At 51.9% G+C, this 26,586-nt stretch carries 31 protein-coding genes; 7 read left to right on the top strand and 24 right to left on the bottom strand.

Annotated features, from left to right (window positions below; all coding sequences use genetic code 11):
- Positions 1–537: 537 nt before the first annotated feature.
- The 10 genes from NSU18_RS20600 to NSU18_RS20555 all read right to left on the bottom strand — a co-directional run bounded on the left by NSU18_RS20600 (position 538) and on the right by NSU18_RS20555 (position 11,362).
- Entirely contained in the window at positions 538–3,039 is a 2,502-nt protein-coding gene (locus NSU18_RS20600) for a hypothetical protein (RefSeq protein ID WP_341149923.1), read from the bottom strand.
- A gap of 30 nt (positions 3,040–3,069) precedes the next feature.
- On the bottom strand, positions 3,070–4,158 hold the full coding sequence (locus NSU18_RS20595) for a HAMP domain-containing sensor histidine kinase (RefSeq protein WP_341149922.1): 1,089 nt from the start codon (positions 4,156–4,158) through the stop codon (positions 3,070–3,072).
- The gene (locus NSU18_RS20590; protein ID WP_341149921.1) at positions 4,151–4,849 is read right to left on the bottom strand and encodes a response regulator transcription factor; all 699 of its coding nucleotides are present in this window, start codon (positions 4,847–4,849) and stop codon (positions 4,151–4,153) included. The genes NSU18_RS20595 and NSU18_RS20590 overlap by 8 nt, the downstream gene beginning before the upstream one ends.
- 23 nt (positions 4,850–4,872) lie before the next feature.
- On the bottom strand, positions 4,873–6,198 hold the full coding sequence (locus NSU18_RS20585; RefSeq protein ID WP_341149920.1) for an ABC transporter substrate-binding protein: 1,326 nt from the start codon (positions 6,196–6,198) through the stop codon (positions 4,873–4,875).
- Between the two features lie 49 nt (positions 6,199–6,247).
- Positions 6,248–7,408 carry an efflux RND transporter periplasmic adaptor subunit gene (locus NSU18_RS20580; RefSeq protein WP_341015774.1) on the bottom strand — a complete coding sequence of 387 codons (1,161 nt, stop codon included), beginning with the start codon at positions 7,406–7,408 and terminating at the stop codon, positions 6,248–6,250.
- A gap of 46 nt (positions 7,409–7,454) precedes the next feature.
- Positions 7,455–8,330 (bottom strand): carbohydrate ABC transporter permease, encoded by an 876-nt coding sequence (locus NSU18_RS20575; protein WP_341149919.1) that lies wholly within the window; start codon positions 8,328–8,330, stop codon positions 7,455–7,457.
- Positions 8,331–8,342: 12 nt separating this feature from the next.
- Positions 8,343–9,209: a carbohydrate ABC transporter permease gene (locus tag NSU18_RS20570; protein ID WP_341149918.1), complete on the bottom strand. Its 867-nt coding sequence runs from the start codon at positions 9,207–9,209 to the stop codon at positions 8,343–8,345.
- Between the two features lie 149 nt (positions 9,210–9,358).
- Positions 9,359–10,303 (bottom strand): hypothetical protein, encoded by a 945-nt coding sequence (locus NSU18_RS20565; protein ID WP_341149917.1) that lies wholly within the window; start codon positions 10,301–10,303, stop codon positions 9,359–9,361.
- Complete coding sequence (locus NSU18_RS20560; protein WP_341149916.1) at positions 10,300–10,857, bottom strand: RNA polymerase sigma factor; 558 nt, start codon at positions 10,855–10,857, stop codon at positions 10,300–10,302. Before NSU18_RS20560 ends, NSU18_RS20565 begins: the two co-directional genes overlap by 4 nt.
- Positions 10,858–10,987: 130 nt before the next feature.
- Positions 10,988–11,362 (bottom strand): hypothetical protein, encoded by a 375-nt coding sequence (locus NSU18_RS20555; RefSeq protein ID WP_341015764.1) that lies wholly within the window; start codon positions 11,360–11,362, stop codon positions 10,988–10,990.
- Between the two features lie 279 nt (positions 11,363–11,641).
- Between NSU18_RS20555 and NSU18_RS20550 the strand changes: the two genes are divergently transcribed.
- The gene (locus NSU18_RS20550) at positions 11,642–12,547 is read left to right on the top strand and encodes an alpha/beta hydrolase (RefSeq protein ID WP_341015763.1); all 906 of its coding nucleotides are present in this window, start codon (positions 11,642–11,644) and stop codon (positions 12,545–12,547) included.
- A gap of 94 nt (positions 12,548–12,641) precedes the next feature.
- Positions 12,642–13,403 carry a class I SAM-dependent methyltransferase gene (locus tag NSU18_RS20545; RefSeq protein ID WP_341149915.1) on the top strand — a complete coding sequence of 254 codons (762 nt, stop codon included), beginning with the start codon at positions 12,642–12,644 and terminating at the stop codon, positions 13,401–13,403.
- 261 nt (positions 13,404–13,664) lie between these two features.
- On the opposite strand, the gene NSU18_RS20540 is transcribed toward NSU18_RS20545, so the two are convergent.
- The 10 genes from NSU18_RS20540 to NSU18_RS20495 form a co-directional block, all read right to left on the bottom strand.
- The gene (locus NSU18_RS20540; protein ID WP_341015761.1) at positions 13,665–14,084 is read right to left on the bottom strand and encodes a VOC family protein; all 420 of its coding nucleotides are present in this window, start codon (positions 14,082–14,084) and stop codon (positions 13,665–13,667) included.
- A gap of 75 nt (positions 14,085–14,159) precedes the next feature.
- A complete protein-coding gene (locus NSU18_RS20535; RefSeq protein ID WP_341149914.1) occupies positions 14,160–15,128 on the bottom strand; it encodes a sigma-70 family RNA polymerase sigma factor in 969 nt (322 codons plus the stop codon).
- Positions 15,129–15,145: 17 nt separating this feature from the next.
- The gene (locus tag NSU18_RS20530) at positions 15,146–16,234 is read right to left on the bottom strand and encodes an ankyrin repeat domain-containing protein (RefSeq protein WP_341149913.1); all 1,089 of its coding nucleotides are present in this window, start codon (positions 16,232–16,234) and stop codon (positions 15,146–15,148) included.
- Between the two features lie 25 nt (positions 16,235–16,259).
- Positions 16,260–16,997 (bottom strand): hypothetical protein, encoded by a 738-nt coding sequence (locus NSU18_RS20525; RefSeq protein WP_341149912.1) that lies wholly within the window; start codon positions 16,995–16,997, stop codon positions 16,260–16,262.
- Between the two features lie 44 nt (positions 16,998–17,041).
- A complete protein-coding gene (locus NSU18_RS20520) occupies positions 17,042–17,602 on the bottom strand; it encodes a DUF4303 domain-containing protein (RefSeq protein ID WP_341015757.1) in 561 nt (186 codons plus the stop codon).
- A gap of 29 nt (positions 17,603–17,631) precedes the next feature.
- On the bottom strand, positions 17,632–18,102 hold the full coding sequence (locus tag NSU18_RS20515) for an SMI1/KNR4 family protein (protein ID WP_341015756.1): 471 nt from the start codon (positions 18,100–18,102) through the stop codon (positions 17,632–17,634).
- 32 nt (positions 18,103–18,134) lie between these two features.
- Positions 18,135–18,671: a hypothetical protein gene (locus tag NSU18_RS20510; protein WP_341015755.1), complete on the bottom strand. Its 537-nt coding sequence runs from the start codon at positions 18,669–18,671 to the stop codon at positions 18,135–18,137.
- A 38-nt stretch (positions 18,672–18,709) separates the two neighbouring features.
- Positions 18,710–18,982 (bottom strand): hypothetical protein, encoded by a 273-nt coding sequence (locus tag NSU18_RS20505; protein ID WP_341015752.1) that lies wholly within the window; start codon positions 18,980–18,982, stop codon positions 18,710–18,712.
- Between the two features lie 104 nt (positions 18,983–19,086).
- Positions 19,087–19,482 (bottom strand): hypothetical protein, encoded by a 396-nt coding sequence (locus tag NSU18_RS20500; protein WP_341015749.1) that lies wholly within the window; start codon positions 19,480–19,482, stop codon positions 19,087–19,089.
- A gap of 6 nt (positions 19,483–19,488) precedes the next feature.
- Positions 19,489–20,061, bottom strand: coding sequence for a hypothetical protein (locus NSU18_RS20495; RefSeq protein ID WP_341015747.1), 573 nt, complete (start codon positions 20,059–20,061; stop codon positions 19,489–19,491).
- Positions 20,062–20,164: 103 nt separating this feature from the next.
- Between NSU18_RS20495 and NSU18_RS20490 the strand changes: the two genes are divergently transcribed.
- Positions 20,165–20,791: a pentapeptide repeat-containing protein gene (locus tag NSU18_RS20490; protein ID WP_341015745.1), complete on the top strand. Its 627-nt coding sequence runs from the start codon at positions 20,165–20,167 to the stop codon at positions 20,789–20,791.
- A 41-nt stretch (positions 20,792–20,832) separates the two neighbouring features.
- On the opposite strand, the gene NSU18_RS20485 is transcribed toward NSU18_RS20490, so the two are convergent.
- Complete coding sequence (locus NSU18_RS20485; RefSeq protein ID WP_341015744.1) at positions 20,833–21,876, bottom strand: SDR family oxidoreductase; 1,044 nt, start codon at positions 21,874–21,876, stop codon at positions 20,833–20,835.
- Between the two features lie 117 nt (positions 21,877–21,993).
- On the opposite strand from NSU18_RS20485, the gene NSU18_RS20480 reads away from it, so the two are divergent.
- Positions 21,994–22,527 carry a TetR/AcrR family transcriptional regulator gene (locus tag NSU18_RS20480; RefSeq protein ID WP_341015742.1) on the top strand — a complete coding sequence of 178 codons (534 nt, stop codon included), beginning with the start codon at positions 21,994–21,996 and terminating at the stop codon, positions 22,525–22,527.
- A 63-nt stretch (positions 22,528–22,590) separates the two neighbouring features.
- A complete protein-coding gene (locus tag NSU18_RS20475) occupies positions 22,591–23,238 on the top strand; it encodes a glycosyltransferase (RefSeq protein WP_341015741.1) in 648 nt (215 codons plus the stop codon).
- A 147-nt stretch (positions 23,239–23,385) separates the two neighbouring features.
- Here NSU18_RS20475 and NSU18_RS20470 read toward each other — a convergent pair whose 3' ends face one another.
- Positions 23,386–23,553, bottom strand: coding sequence for a hypothetical protein (locus tag NSU18_RS20470; protein WP_341015739.1), 168 nt, complete (start codon positions 23,551–23,553; stop codon positions 23,386–23,388).
- Positions 23,554–23,740: 187 nt separating this feature from the next.
- Between NSU18_RS20470 and NSU18_RS20465 the strand changes: the two genes are divergently transcribed.
- The gene (locus NSU18_RS20465; RefSeq protein ID WP_341015737.1) at positions 23,741–23,941 is read left to right on the top strand and encodes a hypothetical protein; all 201 of its coding nucleotides are present in this window, start codon (positions 23,741–23,743) and stop codon (positions 23,939–23,941) included.
- A gap of 135 nt (positions 23,942–24,076) precedes the next feature.
- Here NSU18_RS20465 and NSU18_RS20460 read toward each other — a convergent pair whose 3' ends face one another.
- Positions 24,077–24,559, bottom strand: a complete 483-nt coding sequence (locus tag NSU18_RS20460) for a hypothetical protein (RefSeq protein ID WP_341015736.1) — start codon at positions 24,557–24,559, stop codon at positions 24,077–24,079.
- A gap of 183 nt (positions 24,560–24,742) precedes the next feature.
- Positions 24,743–24,988 (bottom strand): hypothetical protein, encoded by a 246-nt coding sequence (locus NSU18_RS20455; protein ID WP_341149911.1) that lies wholly within the window; start codon positions 24,986–24,988, stop codon positions 24,743–24,745.
- 128 nt (positions 24,989–25,116) lie between these two features.
- On the opposite strand from NSU18_RS20455, the gene NSU18_RS20450 reads away from it, so the two are divergent.
- Positions 25,117–26,156 (top strand): IS630 family transposase gene (locus tag NSU18_RS20450; protein WP_341149910.1). Its coding sequence is split into 2 segments (ribosomal slippage): positions 25,117–25,614 and positions 25,617–26,156, totalling 1,038 coding nucleotides; the frame shifts between segments, so codons are not numbered across the junction.
- Positions 26,157–26,586: the final 430 nt, after the last annotated feature.

The following is a 26,586-nucleotide window of genomic DNA, read 5'->3' as shown; positions in this document are numbered from 1 at the left end:
ATTTAAAACATCCAAAACAAGCCCTAGATTATATTCTAGAGGCTTGTTTTGGGGTATCAGAACCATTCCCTGCTTCATTTGCTTTGCTCAAAAGCTTCTTAAAAGTAAAACATGTCTTCAAACTTGTTATCCAGTGCAATACATAAAATCAAAGCCAATTTTGCGGTGGGATGTATGCTGTTTCCCACATACATTTGGTCCGTGTGCCTGTATGCGAGCACAATGTATGCTGTTTTTCGCATACATTTGGGCCATGCACCTGCGTGTGGGCAGAATGTATGCTGTTTTCCACATACATTTGGGCCATGCACCTGCGTGTGGGCAGAATGTATGCTGTTTTCCACATACATTTGGGCCATGCACCTGCGTGTGGGCAGAATGTATGCTGTTTTCCACATACATTCAGCAACAAAGTCACTGTTTGAATTATTCAAAGAACTCTTATTCACAAATTTACATGCACTTGTCCACAGTAGGAGAAAACTAGAGTTTCCTATACAATATGAAAAGCAGGCCGCCTTCCCTATCACTCCCCTCCTACTTCTTCGCCGCAGGCCGCTCATACACCACAGCATAACTCTCGCTGCCCAGCAGCATCCGCTTGCCCTGGAACTCGTCATAGATGTTCACCCGTACCGTGGCGCCGGTGAGCGCCTTGTATGCCCGATTGTTCAGCGTAAAGGAGACAGTGTCCTGCAATCCTGCACTTGTCAGTTCCTCGCCCAGAGGCAGAACCTTCTCCGAAGGCTGGCCGAACGGATCGATCAGCTCGGCCACCAGCTTATGCTCATTCGTCCCGGCTACGTACAGCCCGCTGCGGGTTAACCGGTAGCTAAGCTTCGCCTCGATAGACTCGCGGTCCTCCGACAGGGTTGCGGTGGACTGGGTCACCGACATGACGAAGGGGAACAGCTCCAGCTTCTGAAGAGACGGCTGCGGTGCAGGATTCGTAGCGTTAAGAGCCAGACCTGCGGTATCAATATAAGCGGTCGGCACTGCCCCGGGTGCTGTCAGCTTGCCTGCGGCGATCCCTTCCCCGAGATAGAGGGTCAGCTCTGAAGCATTAATCTCCGGCGGAAGCTTACTCCAGACGGTGACGAGACTTTTCTCTAGAGGATTTAGGGCCGCCTCCGGCTGGCTGATTACCGCTTCGAAATACTGCTGATCCGCAGTTCTGTAATAACCCACCAGCTGTGACGGCTGGGTCTTGCGTAACTCCTCGTTGGTCAGTATCAGCTCTGTATAGATCAGCTTGGAATCTGTCCCCGGATAGATCCGGGTCTGTCTCTCCAGCACCTCTGCCTTCTTGCCGGTCAGTCCTATATGGAGAGGCTCACCGGCAGCAGCCGTTCTCAGGGTATTGTCCACTTGGCTGGTGAACAGGGTCAGGAAATTCGCTTTGGCCTCTCCCGAAGTATACTGAAGAATGATCTTCAGCTTCGTGAGATTATAGGAATAGGGAAGATTGCCTGCGATATACAATACGGCTGTCTCCCCGGGAACCAGATGAGTATCGGAGCCATTGATTACAAGCTGCGCGCTGCCGCTGATGTCCTTATCCCCCGCTTTCAGCAGCGCTGTAAGCGCCGGGAGCTGCACCGTGGACGCACCAGTATTGCGTAGGCTCACCTTAGTCACCACCTGATCCTGGTCCGACCACGGCAGACGTTCCACCGCTTCGAGCTTAACCACGAAGGTCCCCAGAGGGTTCTGCACAGGGTACTCTGTAGCCAGCAGATGATCCGGCTGCAAGGAATATGGAATCTGGAAAATCGCTGCCGGGAAGGCAATCCGGTCCGCTTCAGCCGGTTCAGTCATCTGCAGCCGGAGCACGCCCTGCTTGAGCTTCAGGGGCAGCTCGGCGCTGAGTTCTACGGTCTGCTCCTCCAGCGGCTTCAAGATAAGGCCCGCCAGGGCTGTATTGCTGACCGGGTAGCTGTACCCCTCGGCTGTGATGAGACTGAACGGGTACGCCGGCAGCGTCACTGCCTGATTGCCAGTGTTCCGTACACGGAATTTCAGGCTCCACTTCGCCAAATTGTCCTCCGAATACACCGCCGCACTGGCTAACTGGGTCTCAATCAGGCTGTTATTGACCTTGAGCCGTTTCATAGCGTTCACAGGTACATTAAAGTTAGGTGATTCCGCCGCAGGCAGCTTATATTCGGCAACCGGCAGCTTCATTTGCAGCGCATCGTCCTCCTGAACGAATTGCAGGGACATATTGTCCAGCTTCGTATAAGAAGGAAGGTCTGCCAGGTAATAGAGGATTCTTTTCTCCTTGGGCTGGATAGGGGTGTCAGCCTTGTCCGCCTTCAGCTCGAACATCGGGCCTCCCGGCGATACAAGGTATCCCTTCAGGCCCGTATCCTTAAGCACCTTGGCTCCCGAGTTGGTGAAGCTGACTCCAACCCTGGCATATACCTTGCCGTCCACCTTATAGATATGCATGCTTTCTGCCTTGCCGGTCACCGGCAGCCCTCCCAGAGTCAGCTTCTTGCTCTGGCCCTTGGGAGTCACTGTAGAGTAGGAGCCGGGAATCGTGAACATTCCCAGCTTCTTCTGGTAATTCGCCTGGCTGAAATCCCAGCCGAATAAGGCGATGCGGACTCCGTTAATTTTGGCAGCTTTTCCTGCATTGACGTAGTACGTCACCGGTTGACTGCTGTTAGCCGGAATAGACTTGACCGCAGCACTGCCTGTTACCGGCTTGCCTTGAATCACAGCACCGCTTGAAGTGGTGACCTTGGAGAAATAATCGATCAGGCTTACATTGCTGCCCGTTCCGTTGTAGTAATTCAAGGTGTACGTGAGTATATTCCCGCTCTCCTGAGGCTGAAGTGCTGCGTTCAGGAGCTTCACACTCACGCCGCTTTTCAAGGAGACCGCCCCCAGTTCCTCGAGAGTAGGTAAGGCGGTGGCCGCCGCTGTTCCCGCTGAAGATTTAGCGGCAGCCGTATAGGCTCCGAAGGCGATGGACTGGCTGAGAACCACCAGGCTTAGCATGGCAGCAGCATATTTTCGCTTGGAATGATACATGATTCTGATTCTCTCCTCCCTTAACTTCGCTTACGCTTGCGGCAGCCGCATCTCGAATCTTGTCCATATCTCGTTACTCTCCACAGACAGAGTTCCCTCATGCTGCTCTACGATGTTCCGCGCAATGAACAGACCCAGACCCGTGCCGCCATCCTGATGAGTCCGCGCCCGGTCCCCGGAATAATACATCTCGAAGATATGCGCCTGCTCCTCCGGCGGAATGGGATTCCCGTAATTGATCACCTCAACCGCTACTGCACCTGAATCAGGACGGCTGTTAATATCCACATATACGCCTTCCTGCCCATAGCGGGCGGCATTGGTCAGCAGATTCCCTAAGACCCGTACCAGCAGATCCCCATCCCCATAGACGTTTAGGCCGGGGCTAATCTTCAGCCGGGAGGTCAGGCCATTCCGCTCAAATACCGGATATAGCTCCTCGTTCAATTGCCGGAGCAGCTCACCGATATCCAGGTGCGTCTTCACCATAGGCAGCGTGCCATAGTTCATCTTGGTGATTTCGAACAGTCCGTCAATCAGCTTCTCCAGCCGCTGGGACTTGGTGAAGGCAATGGTGGCGTAGTGTCTGATCGTCTCCATCGGCAGCTTCTCCTCCTTAAGGATCAGATCCAGATAGCCAAGCACAGAGGTGAGCGGCGTACGCAGATCATGGGCCAGATTGACAACCAGCTGGTCCTTGCTGCTCTCAGCGAAATCCCCCCGTTGCACCGCTGCCAGCAGCTTAGCCCCTGCCGCATTCAGATCCTCTGCAATCGCGCTGAACTCATCCCTTGAGGCAATCTTCACCTGATTCTGAAACTCCCCGTTAGCCAGATGATGAATCCCGCTGGAGATCTCGTTAAGATAACGGATATAAGGCTTGGTGAACTTGAAAAAGAAGATCAGCATCAGCGGAATGAACAGCATCAGCGATACGTTGAAGTCCCCGAGCTTGTAGATGAACCGGCGCACTTCCGCCTCCGGGTCCTCCCACTTCACCCCGGAATAGTAGAGCTGAAGCAGCTTGAAGATCCCATAGGTCAGACCGGCTGAGAGCAGCATGCTTACCCCCAGGAACTGGACTAATCTGGCCCGGAAGCCCCGGGCCCGCTTAGTCATTGAACGTGTACCCGACACCCCAGATGGTCCGGATGAAGCGGTCCTTATTCTGATCCTCGCCCAGCTTCCTGCGCAGCGTACGGATATGCACCATCACGGTATTGCCGGATTCATAGTACGCTTCGCCCCATACCTGCTGAAAAATACTCTCCGCGCTAAACACCTGCTTGGAGTGGCTGGCCAGCAGATAGAGGATATCGAATTCCTTGGGCGTGAGGTCAATGGCCTTCCCGTATAGCGTAACTGTATGCCGGTCAGGGGATATCATAAGCCCGCCCGACTCCAGCACCGGGGCCTGCTGGGCAGCCGGAGGCTGGCTGAACTGCCGGGAACGCCGCAGCTGGGAATTGACACGGGCCAGCAGCTCCATAGGGTTGAAGGGCTTAATCATATAATCATCCGCTCCCATCACAAGGCCGGTAATCTTATCGAAATCTGAAGTCTTGGCGCTTAAAAAGATAATTGGCAGGTTATGCTTCACCCGGACCTGGCGGGTAACCTCGTACCCGTCCAGCTCCGGCATCATAATATCCAGGATCGCCAGATCAATGGACTGTGACTGAATGGCCTGCACCGCGGCCCGGCCGTCAGGCACCTGGATACAGTGATACCCTTCCTTCTGAAGGTGCAGGGCAATCAGGTCGGCAATCTCCATTTCGTCCTCTGCGATTAGAATCGTGGTTCGCTTCATACCGGGACCTCCCAGGCTTTGATCTATTCGTTAAGGTACGTAGTCGCCTTGTTCTGAATCAGCTTGGCCACATCCTCAGCCGTCTTCTGTCCGCTGAAGAACGCGTTTGCTTCCTCGCCGATGATGCTCAGAATCTTCACATCCATCATGGCGAAGTTATCCGCTGTATCCATCATGTCTTGGAACACCTTGAATTGTCCCTCTGGAACACTGGCAAGCTTGCCGTCCGGGAGCTTATACGTTCCGCTCTTCACCTGCTGCTGAAGCTCACTGAACTGCTTGTCATTAAGCGATCTGAGCAGGGAAAAGCCTTCTCTGCTCTGCAGAGACTGAACTTCATCAGAGAGCAGGAATTCCATGAACGTCCAGGCTTGTTCGGCAACCGGCGATTTGGCCTGTATCGCAAACGTATAGTTCGGAATAATTCTCATGGCACCGGAGTTTCCGCTATGCGGCTTATACAGCAGCTTCGGATTGGCGAAATAGGTATACGGAACGTTGATGAAATCCGCCGGGTTGTGTATAACGGCAGAATAGAACAATTGATTCTCGGTCTCCACCGGCTCAGTGGTCATCAATTTCTCCTGATACATCTCGTTAATCTCCCGCATCATAAAGATGAAGGCAGGTGAATCAAACTTGGCCTTGCGCGCAGCTACGTCTACGAACTGGTTATAGCCGTCGAATACCATCTCCTGAAGCAGCATATCCGGCGGATTATTCGGAAGCGCGTATCGGTGTGCGGACCCCTCCTGCTGCTCCGATGCAATCAGCGATTTGGAGATTTTCTTCCAATCCTGCCAGGTCCAGCTCTTATCGTTGATCTCCGCTTGCTTAAGTACATCCCCGTCTCCAAGGAATGCTCTCAGGCTGAACCCGGACGGAATGATATAGGTGCCCCCGTTCACCTTCAGCGCATTCAGCACATTCATTTGCAGGTCCTCCTTCTTCAGCGTCTTCGACTGCTTGAGGTAATCATCCATATCAAGGAATAGCTTCTTGCTCACGTAATCACTGGCGGGCAGGCTGCCCGTTTCATAAATATCGGCTCCTTTGCCTGAGAGCAGTGCCGTACCGGCGGTTTTCTGATACTTCTCATAATCCGGACCCTCCATCTTCTCGCTGATCCCCTTATACGCCTGAATCTGCAAGTCTATATCCGGATAAGCCTGTTCAAACTTCTGCTCTACCGCACGGTAGAACTCACTATCCTGCTGAACCGATAACGTAAGAACCGTCTTTCCTCCTGCGTTTGGAGCTTCTGCACTGTTCCCTGAACTACATGCTGACATCATCGTTGTAAAAGCAAGGCTCATCCCCAGCCAGCCCATTTTGTTAATCCTCTTCATCTTTCACTACCTCCAATAATTGTTCGTATAGTAGACCGTACTCCTACGGCTATTGCAGACGTACGCGGTTCCCGTCCTGCAAGGGCTCACTGCTCTCCAGAATAATCTTCTCATCCCCATACAGGTTATCCGCCATAATCATGCTGTCCGGGCCGTTCGTGATACTGGAGCGGATCTGAACCTCACGGGCGACAAACGTATTGCCTAGTGCCCCCCGCTGCTCCTCGATGGTATAAACGAAACTGCGCCCGCCCGTCTGATGGATGGCCTTAGTCGGTACCACCACTCCCTCCTGAAGGGACGGCTTCTTCATCTGGAACTGAACCTGCTCTCCCCCCTGAAGCGAACCGTCATTCATTACAATGAAGACCGTCTTCTGTGCGATGTCCTCCGCCCTGCTGGTATCCTCACTGGCCGGACTTCCGGCACGCGCCTCAGCGCTCTTGATCTCTGCAATCTGTCCCGGCAATATCCGGGCCGATGGCCCCTCAGCAGAATGAACCTCTACTTCAAGCTTCTCCCCCAAGGTAATTCCCAGGCTGGATAATAGCCCCGCGTCCGCTGTGAAATCGAATTGGAATCCCTCACGGCTGCTCGACAGCACCAGATCCGGCTCGCCTGATGACATTATCCCCGGGAGGGCATTCAGCCGGGTTACAATCCCGTCGAAGGGTGCCTTAAGCTGCTGCTCCGCAGTTAACCGGTCTCTCATCCCGGCAATTTTACGCGCCTGCCTGGCCTGGTCCTGCTTGCCTGCTTCAATCTCGCGCCGGGCCTTGCGAATCTGGAGCTCATCCCCTTCCGCATACGTCTGAATGAATTGATCCTGCAGGGTCTGCTGCCCGAGCTTTTGCTGATCCAGCAGCGCGATTTCATCCTGCAGCCCGGCTTCGGCAGACTGGCTGTCATAGAGAATCAGCCTCTGTCCCTTCTTCACCCGCTCCCCCTCCTGCACAAGCACCTCCCGGGGCTTCCAGCCGCTGCCATTCTGGAGCTTCACTTCATTTACGGGCCGCAGTATTCCGCTGCCCTCCAGTGTGAATTCAAGGCTCTTGCTCTGCGGCGTGACCGTCGTCACCTTAGGCAAGGTCAACGACTGCAGCGTATTGCTGAAGAAGGTGAAGAAGAGTAACACGCCCAGCAGCAGCAGGAAGGCTATTTTAATGTTTTTTTTGCGCCTGCGGTCTGCGGGCACTCCTGTAATCTCCATTTCCCCGTTCTCCTCCTATTTCTCATAAGTCCCTCATATGCAAGCCCTAGCCCTTGATCCCGGATAACTGAATGCCCTCAATGAAATACGTCTCCGCATACAGGAAGAGCAGCACCATCGGAGCCATGTAGATGACAGAAGCAGCAAACGCCAGCCCCTTCTCACTGCTGACATTCGATAAGTAGACGGACAAGGGCTGACGCAGCGGATTATCCAGGAAGATCAGCGGCTGCTCCACCATATTCCAGTAATCGACGAATAAGAGAATCGTAAGCGCGGCCAGACCCGGCTGAACCATGGGAACAATAAGGGTAGCAAAAATCCGTAAATGTCCGGCTCCATCCATCTTGGCCGCTTCGATATAGGCATACGGAATTTCCAGCATGAACTGCCTGAGCATGAACACACCGAAGGCCGCAAAAATACCAGGCAGGATAATGGCACCCGGGCTATTCAGCAGCCCCAAGCGGTCGGCCATGATGTAGTTGGGCACCAGAGTTACCTGAAAGGGCATCAGCATCGTCAGGACATAGACCAGAAACAGGAGCTCCCGGCCCCGGAATCTCAGCTTGGAGAATGCGTACGCAGCCAGGGCAGCAATAAGCGTCTGTCCGGCAATGATCGGCACCACCAGGAACACCGAGTTCCAGAACATCGATAGGTACATTGGGCTCTCCAGCAGCACCTTGCCGTACTGCTCCAGGGAGACCTGATCCGGCAACCATTTGAGGTTCGCGAACGGATCGCTCCTGCCCTCTATGACCGTGTTCATTTGTCCGACGGGACCGTAATTGATCTCAATCTCGCGGCTGCTCATGAACGAATTGATAAGCGTGACCCCAATCGGGAACAGCGTCAGCAGGGCAACCACACCCATAATGAAGGTTAATATTAGCTTGGGTAAGACCTTATCCACTGGCATACCTCTCCACCTCTATTCCATATTTCGACGGTACCGGCGCTCCATGGCGAACAGCCCGAGAACAAGGATAAGAATGCCGCCAACCATCAGGGCAGATGCCGCTGTCATCTTCGGGAGATCCAGGGACAGGAACATATTGTTCATAAAATGCTGCAGCATATAGATGCTGTCATGCGGATACGGTCCGGCCAGCAGATACGTCTCCCGGAATACCTTGAAGGAGTTAATGACCGACATCATGACGACAAAAAACATCGTAGAGGTTAAGTAGACCAGCGTAATGCTCCGGAACTGCCTGAGACGGCCGGCCCCTTCAATCTGGGCGGTTTCATAGTAATCCTTCGGGATCTGCTGCAGTCCGGCCAGGAACAGGATCACGTTGTACCCGATGTTTTTCCACACATACATCATCATAATGACATTCCGCGCGGCCTCCGTCTTCATCCAGTCCACCCGGGCCAGACCGAAGCTGCCCAGCCACGCATTCAGCGCCCCGTTCCAGTCGAACAGGATCTGCCAGACCAGGATGATGGACGCGACAGGCACGACCAGCGGGAGAACATAAGCAGTTCTTAGCCATTTCTGAAAATACAGCTTCTTATGGAGCAGCAGCGCGAGTCCCAGCGACAGCACAATCAGCAGCGGAACACTCACCATACTAAAGTAGAAGGTGTTAGAGGCTGCCTTGCGGAAGGAGTCGCCCGCGATCAGCTCCCGGTACTGCTGCAGGCCCACATACTGCCCGTCCACCGCACGGTCCATGAAGGAATAGAACACGCCCATGCCAAACGGAATCAGATAAAACAAGGCAAACCCGATGAGACTGGGTGCCAGAAATAACCAAGCCGCCGATGAATCCTTACGGGCCCAATTCTTCAAGTTGCTCCCTCCTTGTATTCAAGAATAGGCGCAACTATTTAAGAAGAAGTCGGGTAAAGATTAAAACTTTCTTAAATTCATCACATCACAAAAAAGCCGCGGACGGATGTATGATCCATTCGCAGCTATATTCGTGTAGCAAAAACTCACTACTTCACCGGCTGTATCTCCATGATCTTATCCCTAAACCGGTACGTCACACTAACATTCTCAATAATGGCTGTATCGTCGTAGGCCAGGGAGCCCTCGAACGCTAATGTATCGCTATTGCTCCACACCAGATGGTCCGCATAGCTGTAATTCTCATGATCACTGCGCGTCCAAGTATCCAGCTTACGCTGCGCGCCATGTCTGATTCTCGCCGACTCTACCAGCTCCGGGCTGATCGTCCCCTTCTCCACATTCAGAATTTGCACGAATTCGCTTTTATTGGAGCTCGTAACCACCGCAAGGAGCTTCCGGTCCGGGGACGGGAGGATTTCCTTAATGTACATGGAAGGGGCCGCGAAGCTGAAATACGGTTCCAGCACATCATCTTGTATACGCCAGAGTACATTCTGGGTACCGTAATCCGAATAATTGTTGAATAAGGCAAATACGATGCTCCCGTCAGCCATTTTGTGGAGATACGGACTCTGGTAGCTTTTCGACAGGATATCTGTGGCAAAAGCAGCCGACTCCGCGATCTTCGCGGAATCACTGGTCAAGAAGGGCCGCAGCTTCTGCAGCGCCAGCTCCCGCGCCTTGGGATCGTTGAAGCTCTCCACCAGCCGGTTCACCGCAATATATACCTTGTCATCGTTGCCGCTGGTTAACGCCTTCAGGAATTTGCCGGCCTCATACTGCGCACGGGGGGCCAGCTCCATATCCTCCGCTGTCAGATAACGGATATAAGGCTCCTCCGTTTTATTTCTGGTGTATTCTGTGGCAAGCAGTACGGTAGAAGTCGAGCTGTATACGACTAGACAGGCGACTACGGCGATTTTGGAGAACCTGTGGCCCCTGCTCCTGCCTCTTACTCCGCTGTCTTCAGCTGCTGCAATCAGCTCCTCGTCAATCAGTCCGATCTCCTTATATAAGTCCTCCCGCTTCATAGGTGAACGCCCCCCTGGTCTAAATGAACTCTAAGCTTGTTCCGGGTCCTGAATAGGCTCGACTTCACCTTACTGCTGCTCATACCGAACCTGCCGGCGATGGATTCTATCGAATCCGCATACCAATACCGCCTGATGAATATATTTCGCGTCTCCTCCTCCAGCCCATACAGGAATTCATTGATCAACTGGGCCGTTTCGCCTGCGGCATGCTCCGTTTCTACCGTCTCCGCCGCAGGCAGGCAGTCCTCCAGCTCCTCCAGAATCACCTCGAACTGGCGGCTCCGCTTCTTGGCTGTGTTATACCCATGCTTGTCGAGCGCAATATTGCGGGTGATTCGCCCCAAGAATACCGGTAGCCTCCTGGGCAGGTGAGGCGGAATAGCGTTCCACGCAGCCAGGTATGTATCGTTCTCGCACTCTTCGGTATCGGGATGGTTCGCGACAATGTTCCTGGCGATCGCCCGGCAGTAAGCACCGTATTTGTTCCGGGTCTCCGTGATGGCCTGCTGCGAGCGCTGTAAGTATAGCTGGACTATCCCCTCATCTTCCATCTGCTGTCCTCCTATACGTCCTCTTATGTATATAGTAGAGAATGCTTAGCATCCGTTGCATCCCTCTCACCAAAAATGCGATTAGCCCCCGGTTCATCACCGTTACGCTAATCGCATCCTGATTCCAACCTTAGATTAAAGCGTCGAAATGGCCCTCCGCATCCACCGTCGCCGTCCGGGGATCGGTCTGGCCGATACCCTTCAGACCGCCCTTCCACTCCATCCGCCAGGGCGGAGCCTGAACATTCTGGGCGGCGGCGCTCACATCCGTAACCGCGCTGCTTCCGGCTTTGTGCGCGAGCTGAACCTCAAGGAGACGGATCTGCCGCTGGAGCTGCTCCCGGCGGTAGGACGTCGCCTGCCCGCCCTGCGCCGCATTCACCCGGTCCAGCTCCATCATCAGCCGGTTCCGCTGCTTCTCCAGAGAACTGACATCGCTCTGTGTGCCGCCGTAGGCCATGATGACCTGTACCGGACTGACTCCTGATACACTCTGTCCTAGCATGATCCATCCCTCCAGTCCCCGGCTCCCGCCTCAAATCCAGATATTTGGAAGCTTCTATTCCTATCTATTACCCTGCTGCTCCCGGTATGACAACATTAAGATGCACTGCCGGACCCCCTTATTCTGAGAATCCACGAAAACAATTTACATAATACCCCATTTATGGTATCCTCAATGTGGATGCGCTTACATAATATGTCGGGAGAGGAGGAGGCGGCTCCGTTTCTGTAGAGGGAAGGCAACTCAGCTTAACCAATCGAATTAAGGAGGAGATATGAAATGAAGAAAATAATGACCCGAATTGCAAGTCTCGCTCTGGCGACAGCCCTGCTGTTGCCTGCAATGTCGTATGCATCACCTGTGACAGAGGAGCAGAATCTGAGTCTCTCTGCGGATGCCGCTGCGGCTGTAACCAGCACCATCACTCCCGCTCCTCAAGGCTATGCATCATACCGCAATAATATTCCGCACGGCAACGTACAGCAGATTTCTTATTATTCGACTACCGTAGGCAAGTCAAGAAACGCGATGGTATATACCCCTCCGGGCTATACCCCTTCCAAGACCTACAATGTTCTCTACCTGCTGCACGGCATCGGCGGGGATCAGAACGAATGGCTGAACGGGATGAATCCGCGTAATATCCTGGACAACCTGTACTCTGAGAACAAGCTTGAGCCGATGATCGTGGTGTTCCCGAACGGCCGCGCGATGGCGGATGACCGCCCGATCGGCGATATTTATGCACCGGATAAGGTAGCCGCCTTCGAGCGGTTTGAATTCGATTTGATCAATGACCTCATTCCTTACGTTGACTCTCACTTCCCTGTATACAAAAACAAGCAAAACCGTGCCCTGGCCGGCTTATCCATGGGCGGCGGACAGACGCTGAACTTCGGCCTGAAGCATCTGGACAAGTTCTCCTGGATCGGCGCGTTCTCCTCTGCTCCGAATACGAAGTCAGCCTCACAGCTGATTACTAATCCGGCGCAGACTGCCAGCCAGCTGAAGCTGCTCTGGATCTCCTGCGGCGCTTCGGACGGCCTGCTCTATGTCAGCCAGAATTTCCATAACAGCCTGACCAGCATGAACGTTCCACATCTGTGGTATCTGGATGTAGGCGGACATGAAGGCAAGGTCTGGAGCAGCGGACTGTATCAGTTCTCGCAGCGGATCTTCAAGTAATCCTGATCATAGCCTGCCCTCCCCTGATCCGCTAAGGTAGGGGGAGGGCAGCATTTCAAGATGAGCCCGGCCATACTACAAGGAGGGCAATACGATGGATGCGATAATCGATTATTATGATTCCTATGATGAGGAGGGAAGGCTGTTCAGGGATAACGGGCATCAGATCGAATGGATCACAACGATGTCTTACTTTAAGATGCTGTTTAAGGCGGAAGCCTACATTCTTGACGGCTGTGCAGGAACGGGGAATTACTCCTTTCAGCTTGCAGAATTGGGGCATAAGGTAGTTGCTGGAGATATTGTTCCTCATAATGTAGACATCATCAGAGAGAAGCAGCGCATACGCCCGCTATTGGCTGATATGTATACAGGAAGCATCACAGATTTATCCCGTTTTAACAGCGAAGCCTTTGATGTTGTTTTGAACATGGGAGCCTTTTATCATATCGGCAATGAAGACCGGCAGCTTGCCATGACCGAATGCCTGCGCGTACTGAAGCCGGGCGGATTACTCGCGGTCTCCTATATTAACAATGCCGCCGTTTCGGTATTGAGCATAAGTGATGGACTCAGGAACATGGAAGATGTACTTACCTGGCATACCAGCCAGACGAAGGATGGTCTATTCCTACATATGTCACCTCAGGAAATGGAACACATGGCGTCAGCCTATCATACAGAGATCGTTGCCCATCTTGGAACAGACGGGATCGGCTATCTTCTAGCTAATCATATCAATGGGGCGCGGCCAGAAGATTTCGAACACTGGCTTCAGTTTCATCTGCGGACCTGTGAGGATAAGAGTCTGCTCGGGTATAGTTTGCACGCACTGGTGATTATGCGAAAAGTGTAAACACAGACTCCCCTAACTGATGAATTACGTTCTGCTACGCAACCACACATTTATACATCCGGCCCACTTGCCCACGCAACGCCGAATGTGATCGGTTTTTCGATTACATTCGGCAGACGCACTCCCCATAACATAAAACAAAGCTGCACGCTCATCGCATGCAGCCCTCTCCAAGCCTCTTACAGCGCATCGACACGTAACACCTCTCTGCCGGAATCTTCTTGATGAAATGCCCGATACTCTCCTATTTCGGTTTCTACTCTACCCAAGCTCCGTATAAATCTGGAACGTCACTCCGAACTTGTCCGTCAGATCGCCGAAGCCGGGGCTGAACGGCTCCTCCCGAAACGGCATATTGACTTTACCGCCCTCCTGAAGTGCATCAAAAATTCTCCGCGACTCCTCCACACTATCCGTAGTCACGCAGATGGTTACCCGCTTCCCGCTCTCAACCGGCATACCGCCGGGAGTATCCGAGAACATCAGCTCCGTGCCGCCCACCTGTACCTTGGCATGGGCCACCAGGCTCCGTACCTCATCCGGGAACGTGTCCGGGAGGTCCGGCATATCACCATACGTCAGGATGGAGAGAACTTCAGCACCCATAGTCTGTGCATAGAACTGAATAGCCTCCTGCGTGCGTCCCTCCAGGGTGATGTAGGGAGTAAGTTTGACTGTCATTGATTGTTCCTCCTTAAATTCGGAATGGTGTCGCTTATGCGATTCATTAGTATAGACGTTCCGGCCGCGGCAGAATCATCGGTGCTCCGGCAATCCGAAGCGAATAAATAATTCAGCATCTATAAAATGATGAACATGCGCGATCTTCCCCCCGCTCAGCTCAAGCACATGAATCGCCCACGGGACCAGCAATCCGTCTTCTCCTGAGGGAACATACTGGGCAACGGCAGGCCGGTTCCCGTTCACCCGGACCGGTATCAACCGCGAGCCCACACAGTGACTGCGTGTGATCTGGTAGAAGGCCGCGAGATCCGCGCCGCCTTGCACCCACATCGTAAATGGCGGCATCGACAGGCTGCCGTTCTCCTGGAATAAGGCGAGTAGCGCCGCAATATTGTATTGTTCAAAAGCCTCCACGTACCGGGTAATCAGTCCTTCGTCCACTTCATCATCGTCAGCCTGCAAGGCCTCGGACCGGAGCTGTGCCTTCGCCATGGTTGCCCGTGCCCGCTGCATTGCGCTGTTCACTGCAGCCACGGTCATCTCCAGTGCCCCGGCGGTCTCGGCTGCCGACCACCGGAAGACCTCCTGCAGAATCAGCACGGCACGCTGGCGGGGTGGCAGCAGCTGAAGCAGTGCAATGAAGGACAGCCGCAAGGTCTCTCTGCTGACTAGGATATTACCAGGATCATCCACATGGCCCGGAGCGGGCCAGATCCAGGAATGCTGCGGCAGACTCTCCTTAGGCTCTGCAACCACAGCAGCCGGTTCTGAGAGATCCATCGGCAGCGCCCTTCGTTTGGCGCTTCTCAGCCGGTCCAGACAGACATTGGTGGCAATCCGGTACATCCAGGCCCTCCGAGAAGCCTGCTGCCTCATCTTCTCCTGGTTCTTCCAGGCCCGGATCATGGTATCCTGGACAGCATCCTCCGCCTCGAAGATGGAGCCCATCATCCGGTAACAATACCCGGTTAGCTCGGAGCGCATGTCCTCCAGCCCGTTCAGGGTCTCGGCGGTCTCATAGGTCTCATAATTATGATTCATTTCAGACAGCCTCTCCTTCATGATCCGTCCAGCTCTCCCTCCATGAACTGTATGAGGTAGTGTTCAGGCTGCATAACAAATTCCGGGAAGCTGCACAGATCCGCATATGTCTGATGCTCCAGATCATAACAGCCGAGCCGCCCCTTCTTCTGCGGATTCCAGACCAGCACCAGAGCGGAATAATTGTCGATATCGGCAGACAGGCGCAGCAGCTTGCGCCGGCCAGCCTTCATCTCTATCGTGTCAGTGAAGGTGAAGAAGTCGATGTACCCGATCTCATACTCATTGGGGGCAAGCGTCAGGCGCAGCTCGTCCCCGGTAAGGAATTGGACCAGTTCATCCGGCAGTTTATATTTGGCCAGCTCCGCTTTCTTGTTCGCTACATTATGGGCATCCGGCGGTTCCAGTGATTTCAGGTATTCCGCCATGGCGGTATGCTTGCTGCTGACCGCAATCGTATACGGCCGCTCACCGTCCTTCTCCGTAATCAATATGTCCGCACCGCGCTCAACCAGGAAGCGGACCATGTTCATATTCCCCATCCGGGCAGCCACCGTCAGCGGTGTCGCCCCGTAAGGATAGACCATATCCGGCTTGTTATAGTTAATATCTACTCCTTGTTCCAGCAGATAGGTAAGCGTCTTCAGATCATGGTCCGAGACGGCTTGCCGCAGCACGGCACCAGCATGTTGCCGGATGTCCAGACCCAGCTCATGGATCAGCGGGATATTCTTCTTGTTGCCGTAGTACGCCTGTGAATAGGCACCTGATCCTGTCCGGCTGAGCAGGTCCAGCTTCGCGCCCTGTGCAGCAAGGTAGCGGACGATATCCTCCTTGCCATAACGAATCGCCCGCAGGAAGGCCGGATTCTGGCGGACATTCAGCTTCGCGCCATGCTCCACCAGTAGCTTCACCACCCCGGTCTGCTGCGTAATAATCGCCAGGTCTAGCGGACTGATCGTGGTACGCTTGCTAAGCTCCAGCTCCGCTTCGATATCCCAGCCCGCAGCAATCGCGGCCTGCAAGGCCGGAACATCCCCCTGATAGATCTGCAGCGCCCGCTCCGGCAGTACCTCGAATTTCCCTATGTCCTTCAGGACAATCATCCGCACTCCTCCTTATTCTTCACTCCTATGAATACAATTCGCATCCCTTCGACAGAAGCCACGCTTTCGTCTTGGCGAATACCTGCCCGGCTGTCTGTTCATAGAAAATGGCTACCTCCTGCCCACCCGCCAGATTCAAGCGGATATAGCCCCCCAGCTCCCGATAGAACAGGTAGCAGACGTAAGGATTCGCAATGAAGAGATCCGGCGGATGGTCCGCCCGGTACAGGTCCGCCAGCTCTGTAAGCGTCAGCTGGCCCGCTCCCGGCGGCATCCGCAGGAAGATATGCTCGCGGGTTCCCGTCCAAGGCTCATAATAGACACTCTCCTCCTGGCTACGCCCATACATCCGGCGGTAGATGCCGTCCAGAATCAGGGCATAGCCAACGGCCTCTTCCTCTTCCCCGGCCGGCAGCGGAATCGCTTGAATCTGCTCCGCATGACGTGGCAGCCACAGCAGCCCGTTCACCCCCGGATGGACTGCCAGGAAATCACCGTCCACGGTGGTCCCGATAGCTGTACACTCCCCGATCTGCTGTTCCGTTATAGGACTGTCTTGATCATGCTCCCATAACCCGTATCCGGCAAAAGGCCGCAGCACCTCCGGGTCAGGAGCCTGCACATTCATCCAGCCCCGATACGTCCCTTCGCCGTACTGCTGCAAGAACTGGAGGTACGCTGGCGGATACAGAACGGTGTTCTCTGCTTCGAGCTGCTGCCTGTGATGCTCTGACAACCTCTTGGGCTCAGATACAATATACATTCGTCATTCCCCCGGCTTCCTGCGTGAGTTATTCATCAATAATCTTATTCTGCTGCTTCCGCCAGCCAGGCCTGCATCGCCGGAAATTCTGCCCGGTTCAGCCGCAGGGCAATGTCCGTATTCCCCTCATCCGGCGGCATCACTTCGGCAAGCACGCATACGTCCTCACGCGGCTGATTGAGTGCGAACAGCCCCTCAGCATCCAGTAGCCGCATCGCCAGCTCCATGGCCTCCAGCCGCAGCCCGAACTCATGATTCCCTGCGTCAGCCTCCAACACTGCAATGGACGGACGCGCCTGGAAGGACTGCTTGACCTCATCGAAATGCTCATCCCCGAAGCAGCAATAAGGCGAATCGGCATAAGACCATTTGATTAGCCCGGCGATTTCTGCTGCTGGTATGCTGCTGCCTTCTGCCTGTCTGGCCGCCTCCTGCTCCAGGGCTTCCCGCGACCAGGCGGAGAGGCTTGGCGCGTGTCCCTCGCCCGTTGTATATAACGTACAGTAATAGTAACGCTCCCCATTCGCAAAAAGCTCGCGGAACGCCCTCCGGGCCGCCTCCGCAATCTCCGCCGCCAACCGTTCTATTTCCTGCGCTGTATTCATGGCTGTCCTCCCTCTAACTGGCTGCTCCACTAAGGAATTCTAGGAGAACGCTCATCAATCAGCTGCTCCAGGAATCCGGCGAATGTCGGGGCGTATTCCTCGATCAGATCATTCATCAGGTCATAACGCATGACCGGAAATTCTCCCTGTTCATCGGGGGAAGAGGTGTCGAAGTAATACAGCTCATCGCTATCCGGCACGAACAGATCCATGCGATGCGGAAACCGGGCTACCCACCAATCCTCCGCCAGGTTCAGCCTGTGGATATACAGCAGATCCCAGTCGGTATACTCCCTATCCTCAGGAGCAACCAGCGTCAGAATTTGCCCGTCCCCCAGGCTCCCACCCCCATAACGGGTCAGCCACCAGCGGTAAGACGGCGGCAGCTTGAAGCCTAATTCCTCCTCAGCTTCGGCAATCCAGCTCTCCTCGGCCTCATGACCCGGAAACCACCGGATCGGGGAAGGCTTGCTTAATAACTCGGTCAGACGCTCATACATACGTTGTCTCCTCTCTTCCTGATAAGGGATGATTATAGGTTGTCAGGATGAACAGCAGCTGGCGCATCGTCATTCATGCGCAGCAGGATATACTCAATCTCCTCCAGCGGCAGCTTCAAGGTCCGGCTAACCTCATGGAGTCCCATCTCGCGGGAGAGGAGGAGGCGTGCCTGGTGGATTTTCCCTTCCAGCCAGTTATTGGCCAGCATCCAGCATTTCACCCGTTCCAGCAGCTCAGCTTGGGCAGTCTTACCGGCATGCTTGGTATACTTGGCAAGGGATTCTGCCAGATAGCTGTACAGGTGAATGCCCAAGGCCTCGCGCTGCTCATTCTTGGACATGCGCTGGTACAACTCGTAGCTTAGGCTGAGATCCAGATAGAGGGTATGATCCCCGCTGTCAAAACGTCTGAACGTTCTCCGCCCATAGCTATCAGGCAATACCCGGAACACCACAAAGATAGCATAGGGAAACTCGCATGTATTTGCCAGTTCCTCTAACGGCATCAATTCATCTCTAAGTACACCCACACAGGTTCCATGGGTATCCAGCGTAAAACCCAGTTGCATATTAGCACCCCTCCCCCCGCGCTTAAGACATGCTTGAATTATTTCCCCCTTCTATAGGCGTCTGCCAGTTGGACCAGATACCAGACGGCCGCACCGGTCAGGGCCGCGAACAGCAGATTAATACAGCCGAATACAAGAAATAACTTGGCTTTGCCCGGCCCGATCCGCACAGCAGCAATAAGCTGGAGAATCGCAGGGAGCAGGAACATCAGCCAGGAGACGGTGATCAGCTTTTCGGTCTTGAAGCTCCACCATACCGCACTGCATGATAGAGCCAGCACGCCCCAGGTACACGCCAACTTCAGCGCCATCTGTTCCCCTCCCTTTCATGGATAATCCAATAGATCAGCTAGGCCCTGGCTGCCTATGGATCACGAGTCCGTATTGTCTGACCATCCAGGAGTTGCTTAAATCTTCAGCCGCCGCACGGCTTATGCGTGCAGAGGGCTTCTGTTCCTCCATCGCCTCCGGGTCTTGCGCGGAGAAGCGGAGAGGCTTGGTCATTTTTTGAATAGAGCCGGTAATTAGAAATCCCCTCATTTCTCGCAAAAAAACCAAAGCTCTCCGTATCCGGCAGAACCGGCATCGAATAGATGAAGAAGGGGCGCACCCCGCTCTCTTTTCCCGCAGCTGTATAATATTGATAGAAGGCGCGATACGACTCCACCACCTGATTCTGATCATGCTCTGTATGGGTATAATTGGTTAAATAATACCGCATCTGCGTGGGCTCCAGAAGCTCTACAACTCTCTTAAGCTCCCCGGGTGTGATGAAGAAGCGCAGCTTGTAGAATCCGCTGTTTTTTAGCATCTTCTTCTACCATTCATACGTAACAAAGCGCGCTCTGAGCGTCTCTTCATACGGTAACCATTCCGCATCGCACCATAGAGACATTCCAGTAATTTCAGACAGGCGCTCCACCGCTTGCTCCGGGCCCGTAAGGCTGATGAATGCGCCGAAGCTCTCATCTTCAGTCTGCATCCCGAGCACCCGCTGGATATATTCGTCTGCTATACGCTCTTCCCGCAGCTGTTCAATTTCCTCCCGGGTCCACGGCTCACAGAAGATTCGTTCGGCCTGGATCTCCCCCTGCTCAAAGAACGACAGCTCGAAGATCTCCTCATTCATATATGCCACCGTCATCACCGGCTCCTGTAGCAGCCCGGACAACGTTCTGCCTGCCTTTTTCACCGTACCCCATACGAAATAATCGTGAAGCACGCTGATCCAGCCCTCATTACTTTGGCTTACATAGATAACGGCCTTACGCTCCGGTGTGTCAGGATAACCCAGTACTTTGCCATGCTTCCCGGTCAGCTCCTGTAAGGCTTGAAGCGTCTTCTCCAGGTCACCTGACTTGATATGCAGATTTGCAAACGATCTTCCCACGGATGGATGGCCTCCTTTAATGGCTTGTCTATAGTGACTTGACATACTAACATATAAACTAGATTTCATTTATTTTACCAAATTAATGCAAGGAGGAGCTACCTTGAACAAGAAATTCCTCTTGGCCAGATGGCAGGACGACCAGCTCTCTGAAGTGAACCGCTGTCTAGCTGCGATTTCAGGTAAACATAATCTCCATCAAAAGGACCGTTCCTTTCCCATCTCCCCTTATGGACAGACGCAAACAGGACTCAAGGATTACCGGGGAGTTACTCTGACCGAGAGCATACAGTACCTCACTCTACAGGATATTGATTTCTCTTACTCACGTTTCGAGGATGCGGCAACCTTGAACACCTCAACGCTCACCCGTTGTTGGCTGGATGGTGTAAGACTGGACAACAGATTCGTGACCCATACCTTCAATCACTGTTCCTTCCGGGGAGCGAAGCTGAATGGTGCCAGAATGAGCAAGACGTTCCAGGATTGTGATTTCACAGACTGCAACTTAAGCAAAGTGATCGCAAATGATGTGTCCTTCACCCGCTGCCGCTTTGATGGCGCTAACTTCCGCAGTGCCTTATTGTTGTATTGCCGGTTCGAGGAATGCAGCTTTGAGGGGGCGCTGTTTCAAAACGGGTCGGTCGCCGGAAGCCGCTTTGCGGGAGACGCCCGCTTACTCCCTGAGTGGGGAAATACGATACTGGATCATGTTAAATTTGAGGATTGACCACCCCGTCTCCTTTTCTATCATTGGAATGGTCACTTTTGTCATTTTATCTTCTCTTTAATAATGTCTATCATACTTCTCCCAGTAGCTATAATAGCCTCCTCTGCCGGGCGCGGGTTCCATCCCAGAAGACGTTTGGCCTTCTGATTACTCGTTGACATATCCTGGCCCAGAAGAGTAGCTATCATTCTTAGCTTGGGATTGAACAGCGCCGCGGCGCGGACAAGCAGATTGGGCATTTCCCTCGTAGGCACTTGTTCTGCGTCCTGCCCCAGGTGCTTCCGCAGAATCCGGGCTACCTCCAGCGTAGAGAGATTCTCGGCGCTGGAAGCGATGAACCGTTCCCCGCTGGCTTCGGGACGCACCATAGCCAGAATATGCAGTGCGGCTACGTCCCGGACATCCACATAATCGGAATAGATCTTGGGGACCGACTTCAGCTTGCCCTCCAGCATGTTGCGGACAATCTCATTAGAGTGAGAGTAATCCTTGCCCAGAATGGGTCCCATCACACCGACGGGATTGACTGCAGACAGCTCCAGCCCTCTGCCTTCATGGCGGATGAACTCCCAGGCTGCCTGTTCAGCGAGGGTCTTGGATTTTTGATAGGGATGGATGTTCGCGTCTGTATTGGACCAGTCCTCTTCAGTATAAGAGCCTGCATGCTGCTTATGTCCCACTCCAATGGCTCCGAAGGCAGAGGTTAGGACCACACGTTTGACCCCGGCCTCGCGCGCTGCTCTTAGCACCCGCAGAACCCCCTCACGCGCCGGCTGAATCATTTCATTCTCGTCTTTATATATCCGATTAGGCGTTGGAGAAGCTACATGAATCACATAATCCGCCTCCTTCACCGCCTGATTCCAGTTCTTATCCGAAGTCAGATCAGCCTCTATAAACGACAAGTCCTCTATATTAGCCCCGCCGCCCGCCAACACCATGGCCTTCACTTCATCCTGTCTGCCCATAGACCGCAGAGTAGCCCGAACACGATAATCCTTCTCCAGTAATTGCACAATAATATGCACAGCGATGAATCCTGAGCCTCCGGTCACCAGCACTACAGGCTTGTTATGCTCTCCCATAATCAATATCTCCTCCGGTAGACGTTACACTTGTAACGTGTTTTACCCTATAATAAGGCTGGACCTTATCGCTATCAAGCCGTTAACAGGCATGTGTGACAGAATGGAGGAACTGTAATGGCAGCCACCGATCATGCACAATTGATCAAAAAAGACACCCGGGAATGGATCACGATTGCCCTGCTGGAGCTGCTGCGGACGAAAAAAATGTCAGAGGTGACCATCTCGGAGCTTGTCAAAAAAGCCGGGGTCAGCCGGATGGCCTTCTACCGGAATTATGACAGCCTTGAGCAGGTCGTGACCGGATACTATGAGCCTAAGTTTGCCGATATCTTCTATAAAATCGCCCACAAACCGAATCACGAGCAAAAGATAACGGATCTGACCCGCTTTTTCCAAACCTTCTCCGCTGATTTCCGCCTGGCGATTGAAGGCAATTTCACAGGGCTGCTGTATCAGATCTTCAAGCACCATATTGCACAGTTCTACGATGAGCTGATTCCGTTTCCAGACTGGAACGGGGCAAGGCGAGAGTATTGGATTCATTTCATGAGCGCCGGCGTATTTGAGATCTGGATCATGTGGATCAGGAATGGCCAGCAAGAGACCCTGGAGGAGATATCCGCGCTTATCCGGCTTTTTCACAAATAATTATCATCCATTCTAGCCATAATAATGCAGATTCGCGCATCCCATACAAAGGAGCAGTTGAATGTGAAAAAGCTATGGTTAACGGTGTTTACTCTTGGGCTCGTCTTCAGTCTGGCCCAAGCTGCGGTTCCGGTACAGGCGCTCGCGGCCGCAAAGAAGGAAGCTGCCTGCATAAGCCCGCAAGTGGTGCAGCTGAGAAGCGAGATGCAGCAGGTGTGGATTGACCACACCATTTGGACGCACAACTATATTGTCAGCGCCCTCTACAATAACCCGGACCAGAAGGATGTCCTGGAGCGGCTGCTCAGGAATCAGGAGGACATCGGCAATGTCTTGGGGCGTTATTACGGGGAGGCGAACGGCAGCAAGCTGGCCGGACTGCTGAAGGAGCATATTCAGATCGCCGGACAGATTGTCGCGGCCGCCCAGAAGGGCAATGCGGGAGAGGTACAGAAGCTCCAGGCCGACTGGCACCGGAACGCCGATAAGATTGCCCGCTTCCTGAGCGGATTGAACCCGAACTGGCCCGTGAAACAGGTGCAGGATATGCTGTACGAGCATTTGCAGCTCGTGACGGACATCGTGCTTGATATCCTCAAGGCAGACTATCCCGCTTCCATTGCTGCAACCGACAAGAATGAGGTCCATATGATACATTTTGCCGACCTGTTGACTGAGGGGATTGTGAAGCAGTTCCCGGAGAAATTTTAGGGAAGCAAATAGGCTTTTCACCATCTCGCAAAGGAGGGTGAAAAGCCTTTTTATTGCGGTCAAAAGATCTTTTTCAGCAAACTGATCCTTTCTTAAAGTGTGAAGCCAAAGGAACACTTATATAATAATCATTTAAGTTTTCTTCACTCATTGCTCGACCACGACCCGGTTATCCGAAGATTCTGTAAAGGAAGGAGCCGGCAAATCACGCTCATAGCTTTGCTCGTGCCCTCTGAGCTTCTTAGCCCGGTACTGCAATCTCCAGCCAATGCGATAAATTTCAGTCTTATAGCGGTTGTATTCACTCTGTTCCAAAGTGGTTCTCTCCCTCCGAATTTATATTACATATGTAAGTAGGGAAATTTCGAGAGGAAAACAACAACCAAATAAGAACATTTGTTCCTATATATTATACCATTTTTTTATATTTAGTGAAATGGTTGTGAAACAAGAAGGTCAGTTTCCCTATCCTAAAAGCATAAATTGAGGAAGGAATGAATACATGAAGATTGAAGATGTGGTACCTTTGATAACCAATGTAGGTTTTCCGGTCACACTCTGCTTTATTTTGATTCGTTATGTGCTGGATACCATAGGGGAGAAGTTAGAAAAATTGGATACTTCGTTGCATTTACTCACTCAAGCAATTCAGTCCTTGGAGGAACAAGAAAAAACAGGGGATATCAAAGCGGTACGTAAATAGGCGCATTGGTTCAACAGACTTAGGGAGCTGCGTTAGCCGCAACTCCCCTAAGAAAAAACCATTTTTTAATTATTATTTATATTCACAGACACAGTGCTGTAAATGCTTGATTTTAAATTTATACCACTGCTAGATTTATGGAGAAGTTAGTAATTGTTCGAGCATATCCGAAAATGACTTATAGTCGAGCTTACTTACTATAGAATAATTTTGAATCGTTTCTTTCTTACTTTTATCATAAACGTAAACATATTTTTCATTAAGGAATGCGACACGGAAGAGGAGCTTTTGATTTTCTTTTGAATAGATAAACACATCATACTCAGAGGCAGCATCTACTTTATCAAAATTAGATGTTTTCTTTAATTTGAGATTAGACATTGGTTGAAACACTTTTCGAATCTGATTTTGATCAATGACAGTTACATCTTTACTTGGGACCGAATCTGTTTTAAGAGGTATTCGGATAATTTGAAGAGTAACGTTTGTATCATCAATCTTATTGAGTACCGCTTTATCCATAGTTGTAGATAAGCTCATAAAAAAATAAATCCCATAAATAATAATTCCAATAATTACAATTCCCGCTATTATCCAGTTTGACTTACGCTCCTTCATTACAATTCACTTCCTTTCCTGGTATTAATATACTGCTCCACAATCGCCACTTTCCAATTATATACTAATTCAATGAAAAATAGATGCTTTAAATTCATTTCTAGGCTCAATATAGAAGTTACGATAATACGGGACAAAGAGAACCTGATACAATAAGTATCAGGTTCTCTTTGTTAAATAATCTTATACTATTTCCCAACCACTGCCTGAATGTGCTCTCTCGATAACCCCTTTTCCAGAAACAAAACGAATAATTGTACCATTTTGTAAAGAGAATTCAAGGAATGGGAAACGAATTTGAAAAAGGTCGTACCTAGTCAACGGCTGCAAAGTCCGGGCCATTTCAGTCATTGCGGATACCCCATTCTGAATAACTTTCCCTGTATCATTCCCTACTCCACCAAACAAGCTTGCTACAAGACTTGCCACTCCAACAGCAACTCCGGCAGGCGTACTATATAAGTTGAATCAAAGTTTTTAGCAAACCTCGGCAAGGAAAAACGAACCATTTGTCGAATAAGAAACAGATCTATAAAAACGGACAAGTGGGGAACGTCATGGATAAGCATACCGAACTGGAAAAACTAACAGAGGCTATGAAGCAAGCTAAAGAGCGACGCATGTATGAGCGTTACCAAGCGATCTATTTGCATTTGAAGGGCACATCCATGACGGCGATCGCTGGCATTCTAAATCGAAACCGAATGACGGTGAGCAGCTACATCCACACATACGAAAACGGTGGATTGGCAGCCTTGCAACTGAAGTACTCATCAGGTGCACCTACTCGGCTGACGAAGGAACAGCAGGATCAGTTGAAACAGACGATCGCCTATTCGGTTCCGCATGAGGTTGGCTTTGCGGCTAAACACAACTGGACGCTTGAGCTCATTGCCGCTTATGTGGAACGAGAATGGAGTCACCGCTATTCGCTCCGAGGGATCTCCAAGGTCATGGAACGATTAGGGCTCAGCTACACGAAACCAACCTACACGCTTGCGGCAGCAGATCCAGAAAAGCAACGCCAGTTTGCTGAAACGACCTTTCCTGACTTGAAAAAAAGGTACTGAACGATGAAATCGATCACTTGCTATTTGAAGATGAATCAATGATCCGGGATTATCAAGCGATTCAGAAAACCTGGTTTCTTCGCGGAAAACAGCGAATCATTCCAACCACAGGTAAGCATCGCGGAGTCAAGCTACTCGCCACGGTTGACTATGTGACGGGACAAATCGTTTGGCAAGAAGACGAACACTATACCGCTGAAACGTTTCTTACCTTTCTCCAGAAAATCCTCTTGGCTTATCCAACGGGAAAACTGGTTCTCGTGTTAGATAATGCTCGAATTCATCATGCTAAGCTGCTTCAACCGTTTCTGAAAGAACAAAACAAACGGCTAACGCTTGTGTTTCTGCCACCCTACAGCCCGCAGTTCAATATTGTAGAAGGTCTCTGGAAATGGCTCAAATCCAGTGTAATCAATAACGTCTTCTATTCCAGCGTTTCCGAAATCCGTCTGCGCGTCGGGCAGTTTATGGATGAAATTATGGAAAACCCAGGTGCAATCATTGACCGCCTATGCGTTCGACTTTGATTGCTAGATTCTTTCGTTCAATTTATATAGTAACAAAAATAAGTCCAAGAATTGTAGCTGAAAATCCACCAAGCGCACCGCTCAAGGATACTGTATCAGCCGAGGAATCACCTCAATGCCCATAAACATAGGAGTAGTTTTGTGCGTCACGCATTTGTTGTAGTTGAGAAAGACTAACCGTTACAGAAGCTGCATATTCACGACTTGTTGCCATAAAGAATCTACCTCCAGATTAATATTTTTTTGAGAATCCAAGGCGCCTTGTTTTGTTTCTCACTTATAGGGATATTTTTTATAAAGTTTAACAACTCTTAATCTTTACTTTTTAAGTCTAGAACTCTCTGGAGTCACGCCCAAGCCTCAACGAATTCTTAAAAAACACAGATCCAATAGATCCACGATGCGTGTTCCGTAACACACACAACAAAAA

The organism is Paenibacillus sp. FSL H8-0048 (assembly GCF_038002825.1).
In the GTDB taxonomy this organism is placed as follows: Bacteria; Bacillota; Bacilli; order Paenibacillales; family Paenibacillaceae; genus Paenibacillus_AQ.
Note: the sequence above shows the minus strand (reverse complement) of the source record. Positions and strands in the feature narration are given on the sequence as shown.

What these genes read in the sequence shown, in the direction of transcription:
- NSU18_RS20600 (WP_341149923.1), bottom strand. Translation starts at nt 3,039, where the DNA reads ATGTATCATTCCAAGCGAAAATATGCTGCTGCCATGCTAAGCCTGGTG.
- NSU18_RS20595 (WP_341149922.1), bottom strand. Translation starts at nt 4,158, where the DNA reads ATGACTAAGCGGGCCCGGGGCTTCCGGGCCAGATTAGTCCAGTTCCTG.
- NSU18_RS20590 (WP_341149921.1), bottom strand. Translation starts at nt 4,849, where the DNA reads ATGAAGCGAACCACGATTCTAATCGCAGAGGACGAAATGGAGATTGCC.
- NSU18_RS20585 (WP_341149920.1), bottom strand. Translation starts at nt 6,198, where the DNA reads ATGAAGAGGATTAACAAAATGGGCTGGCTGGGGATGAGCCTTGCTTTT.
- NSU18_RS20580 (WP_341015774.1), bottom strand. Translation starts at nt 7,408, where the DNA reads ATGGAGATTACAGGAGTGCCCGCAGACCGCAGGCGCAAAAAAAACATT.
- NSU18_RS20575 (WP_341149919.1), bottom strand. Translation starts at nt 8,330, where the DNA reads ATGCCAGTGGATAAGGTCTTACCCAAGCTAATATTAACCTTCATTATG.
- NSU18_RS20565 (WP_341149917.1), bottom strand. Translation starts at nt 10,303, where the DNA reads ATGAAGCGGGAGGACTTATATAAGGAGATCGGACTGATTGACGAGGAG.
- NSU18_RS20560 (WP_341149916.1), bottom strand. Translation starts at nt 10,857, where the DNA reads ATGGAAGATGAGGGGATAGTCCAGCTATACTTACAGCGCTCGCAGCAG.
- NSU18_RS20555 (WP_341015764.1), bottom strand. Translation starts at nt 11,362, where the DNA reads ATGCTAGGACAGAGTGTATCAGGAGTCAGTCCGGTACAGGTCATCATG.
- NSU18_RS20550 (WP_341015763.1), top strand. Translation starts at nt 11,642, where the DNA reads ATGAAGAAAATAATGACCCGAATTGCAAGTCTCGCTCTGGCGACAGCC.
- NSU18_RS20545 (WP_341149915.1), top strand. Translation starts at nt 12,642, where the DNA reads ATGGATGCGATAATCGATTATTATGATTCCTATGATGAGGAGGGAAGG.
- NSU18_RS20540 (WP_341015761.1), bottom strand. Translation starts at nt 14,084, where the DNA reads ATGACAGTCAAACTTACTCCCTACATCACCCTGGAGGGACGCACGCAG.
- NSU18_RS20535 (WP_341149914.1), bottom strand. Translation starts at nt 15,128, where the DNA reads ATGAATCATAATTATGAGACCTATGAGACCGCCGAGACCCTGAACGGG.
- NSU18_RS20530 (WP_341149913.1), bottom strand. Translation starts at nt 16,234, where the DNA reads ATGATTGTCCTGAAGGACATAGGGAAATTCGAGGTACTGCCGGAGCGG.
- NSU18_RS20525 (WP_341149912.1), bottom strand. Translation starts at nt 16,997, where the DNA reads ATGTATATTGTATCTGAGCCCAAGAGGTTGTCAGAGCATCACAGGCAG.
- NSU18_RS20520 (WP_341015757.1), bottom strand. Translation starts at nt 17,602, where the DNA reads ATGAATACAGCGCAGGAAATAGAACGGTTGGCGGCGGAGATTGCGGAG.
- NSU18_RS20515 (WP_341015756.1), bottom strand. Translation starts at nt 18,102, where the DNA reads ATGTATGAGCGTCTGACCGAGTTATTAAGCAAGCCTTCCCCGATCCGG.
- NSU18_RS20510 (WP_341015755.1), bottom strand. Translation starts at nt 18,671, where the DNA reads ATGCAACTGGGTTTTACGCTGGATACCCATGGAACCTGTGTGGGTGTA.
- NSU18_RS20505 (WP_341015752.1), bottom strand. Translation starts at nt 18,982, where the DNA reads ATGGCGCTGAAGTTGGCGTGTACCTGGGGCGTGCTGGCTCTATCATGC.
- NSU18_RS20500 (WP_341015749.1), bottom strand. Translation starts at nt 19,482, where the DNA reads ATGCTAAAAAACAGCGGATTCTACAAGCTGCGCTTCTTCATCACACCC.
- NSU18_RS20485 (WP_341015744.1), bottom strand. Translation starts at nt 21,876, where the DNA reads ATGGGAGAGCATAACAAGCCTGTAGTGCTGGTGACCGGAGGCTCAGGA.
- NSU18_RS20480 (WP_341015742.1), top strand. Translation starts at nt 21,994, where the DNA reads ATGGCAGCCACCGATCATGCACAATTGATCAAAAAAGACACCCGGGAA.
- NSU18_RS20465 (WP_341015737.1), top strand. Translation starts at nt 23,741, where the DNA reads ATGAAGATTGAAGATGTGGTACCTTTGATAACCAATGTAGGTTTTCCG.
- NSU18_RS20460 (WP_341015736.1), bottom strand. Translation starts at nt 24,559, where the DNA reads ATGAAGGAGCGTAAGTCAAACTGGATAATAGCGGGAATTGTAATTATT.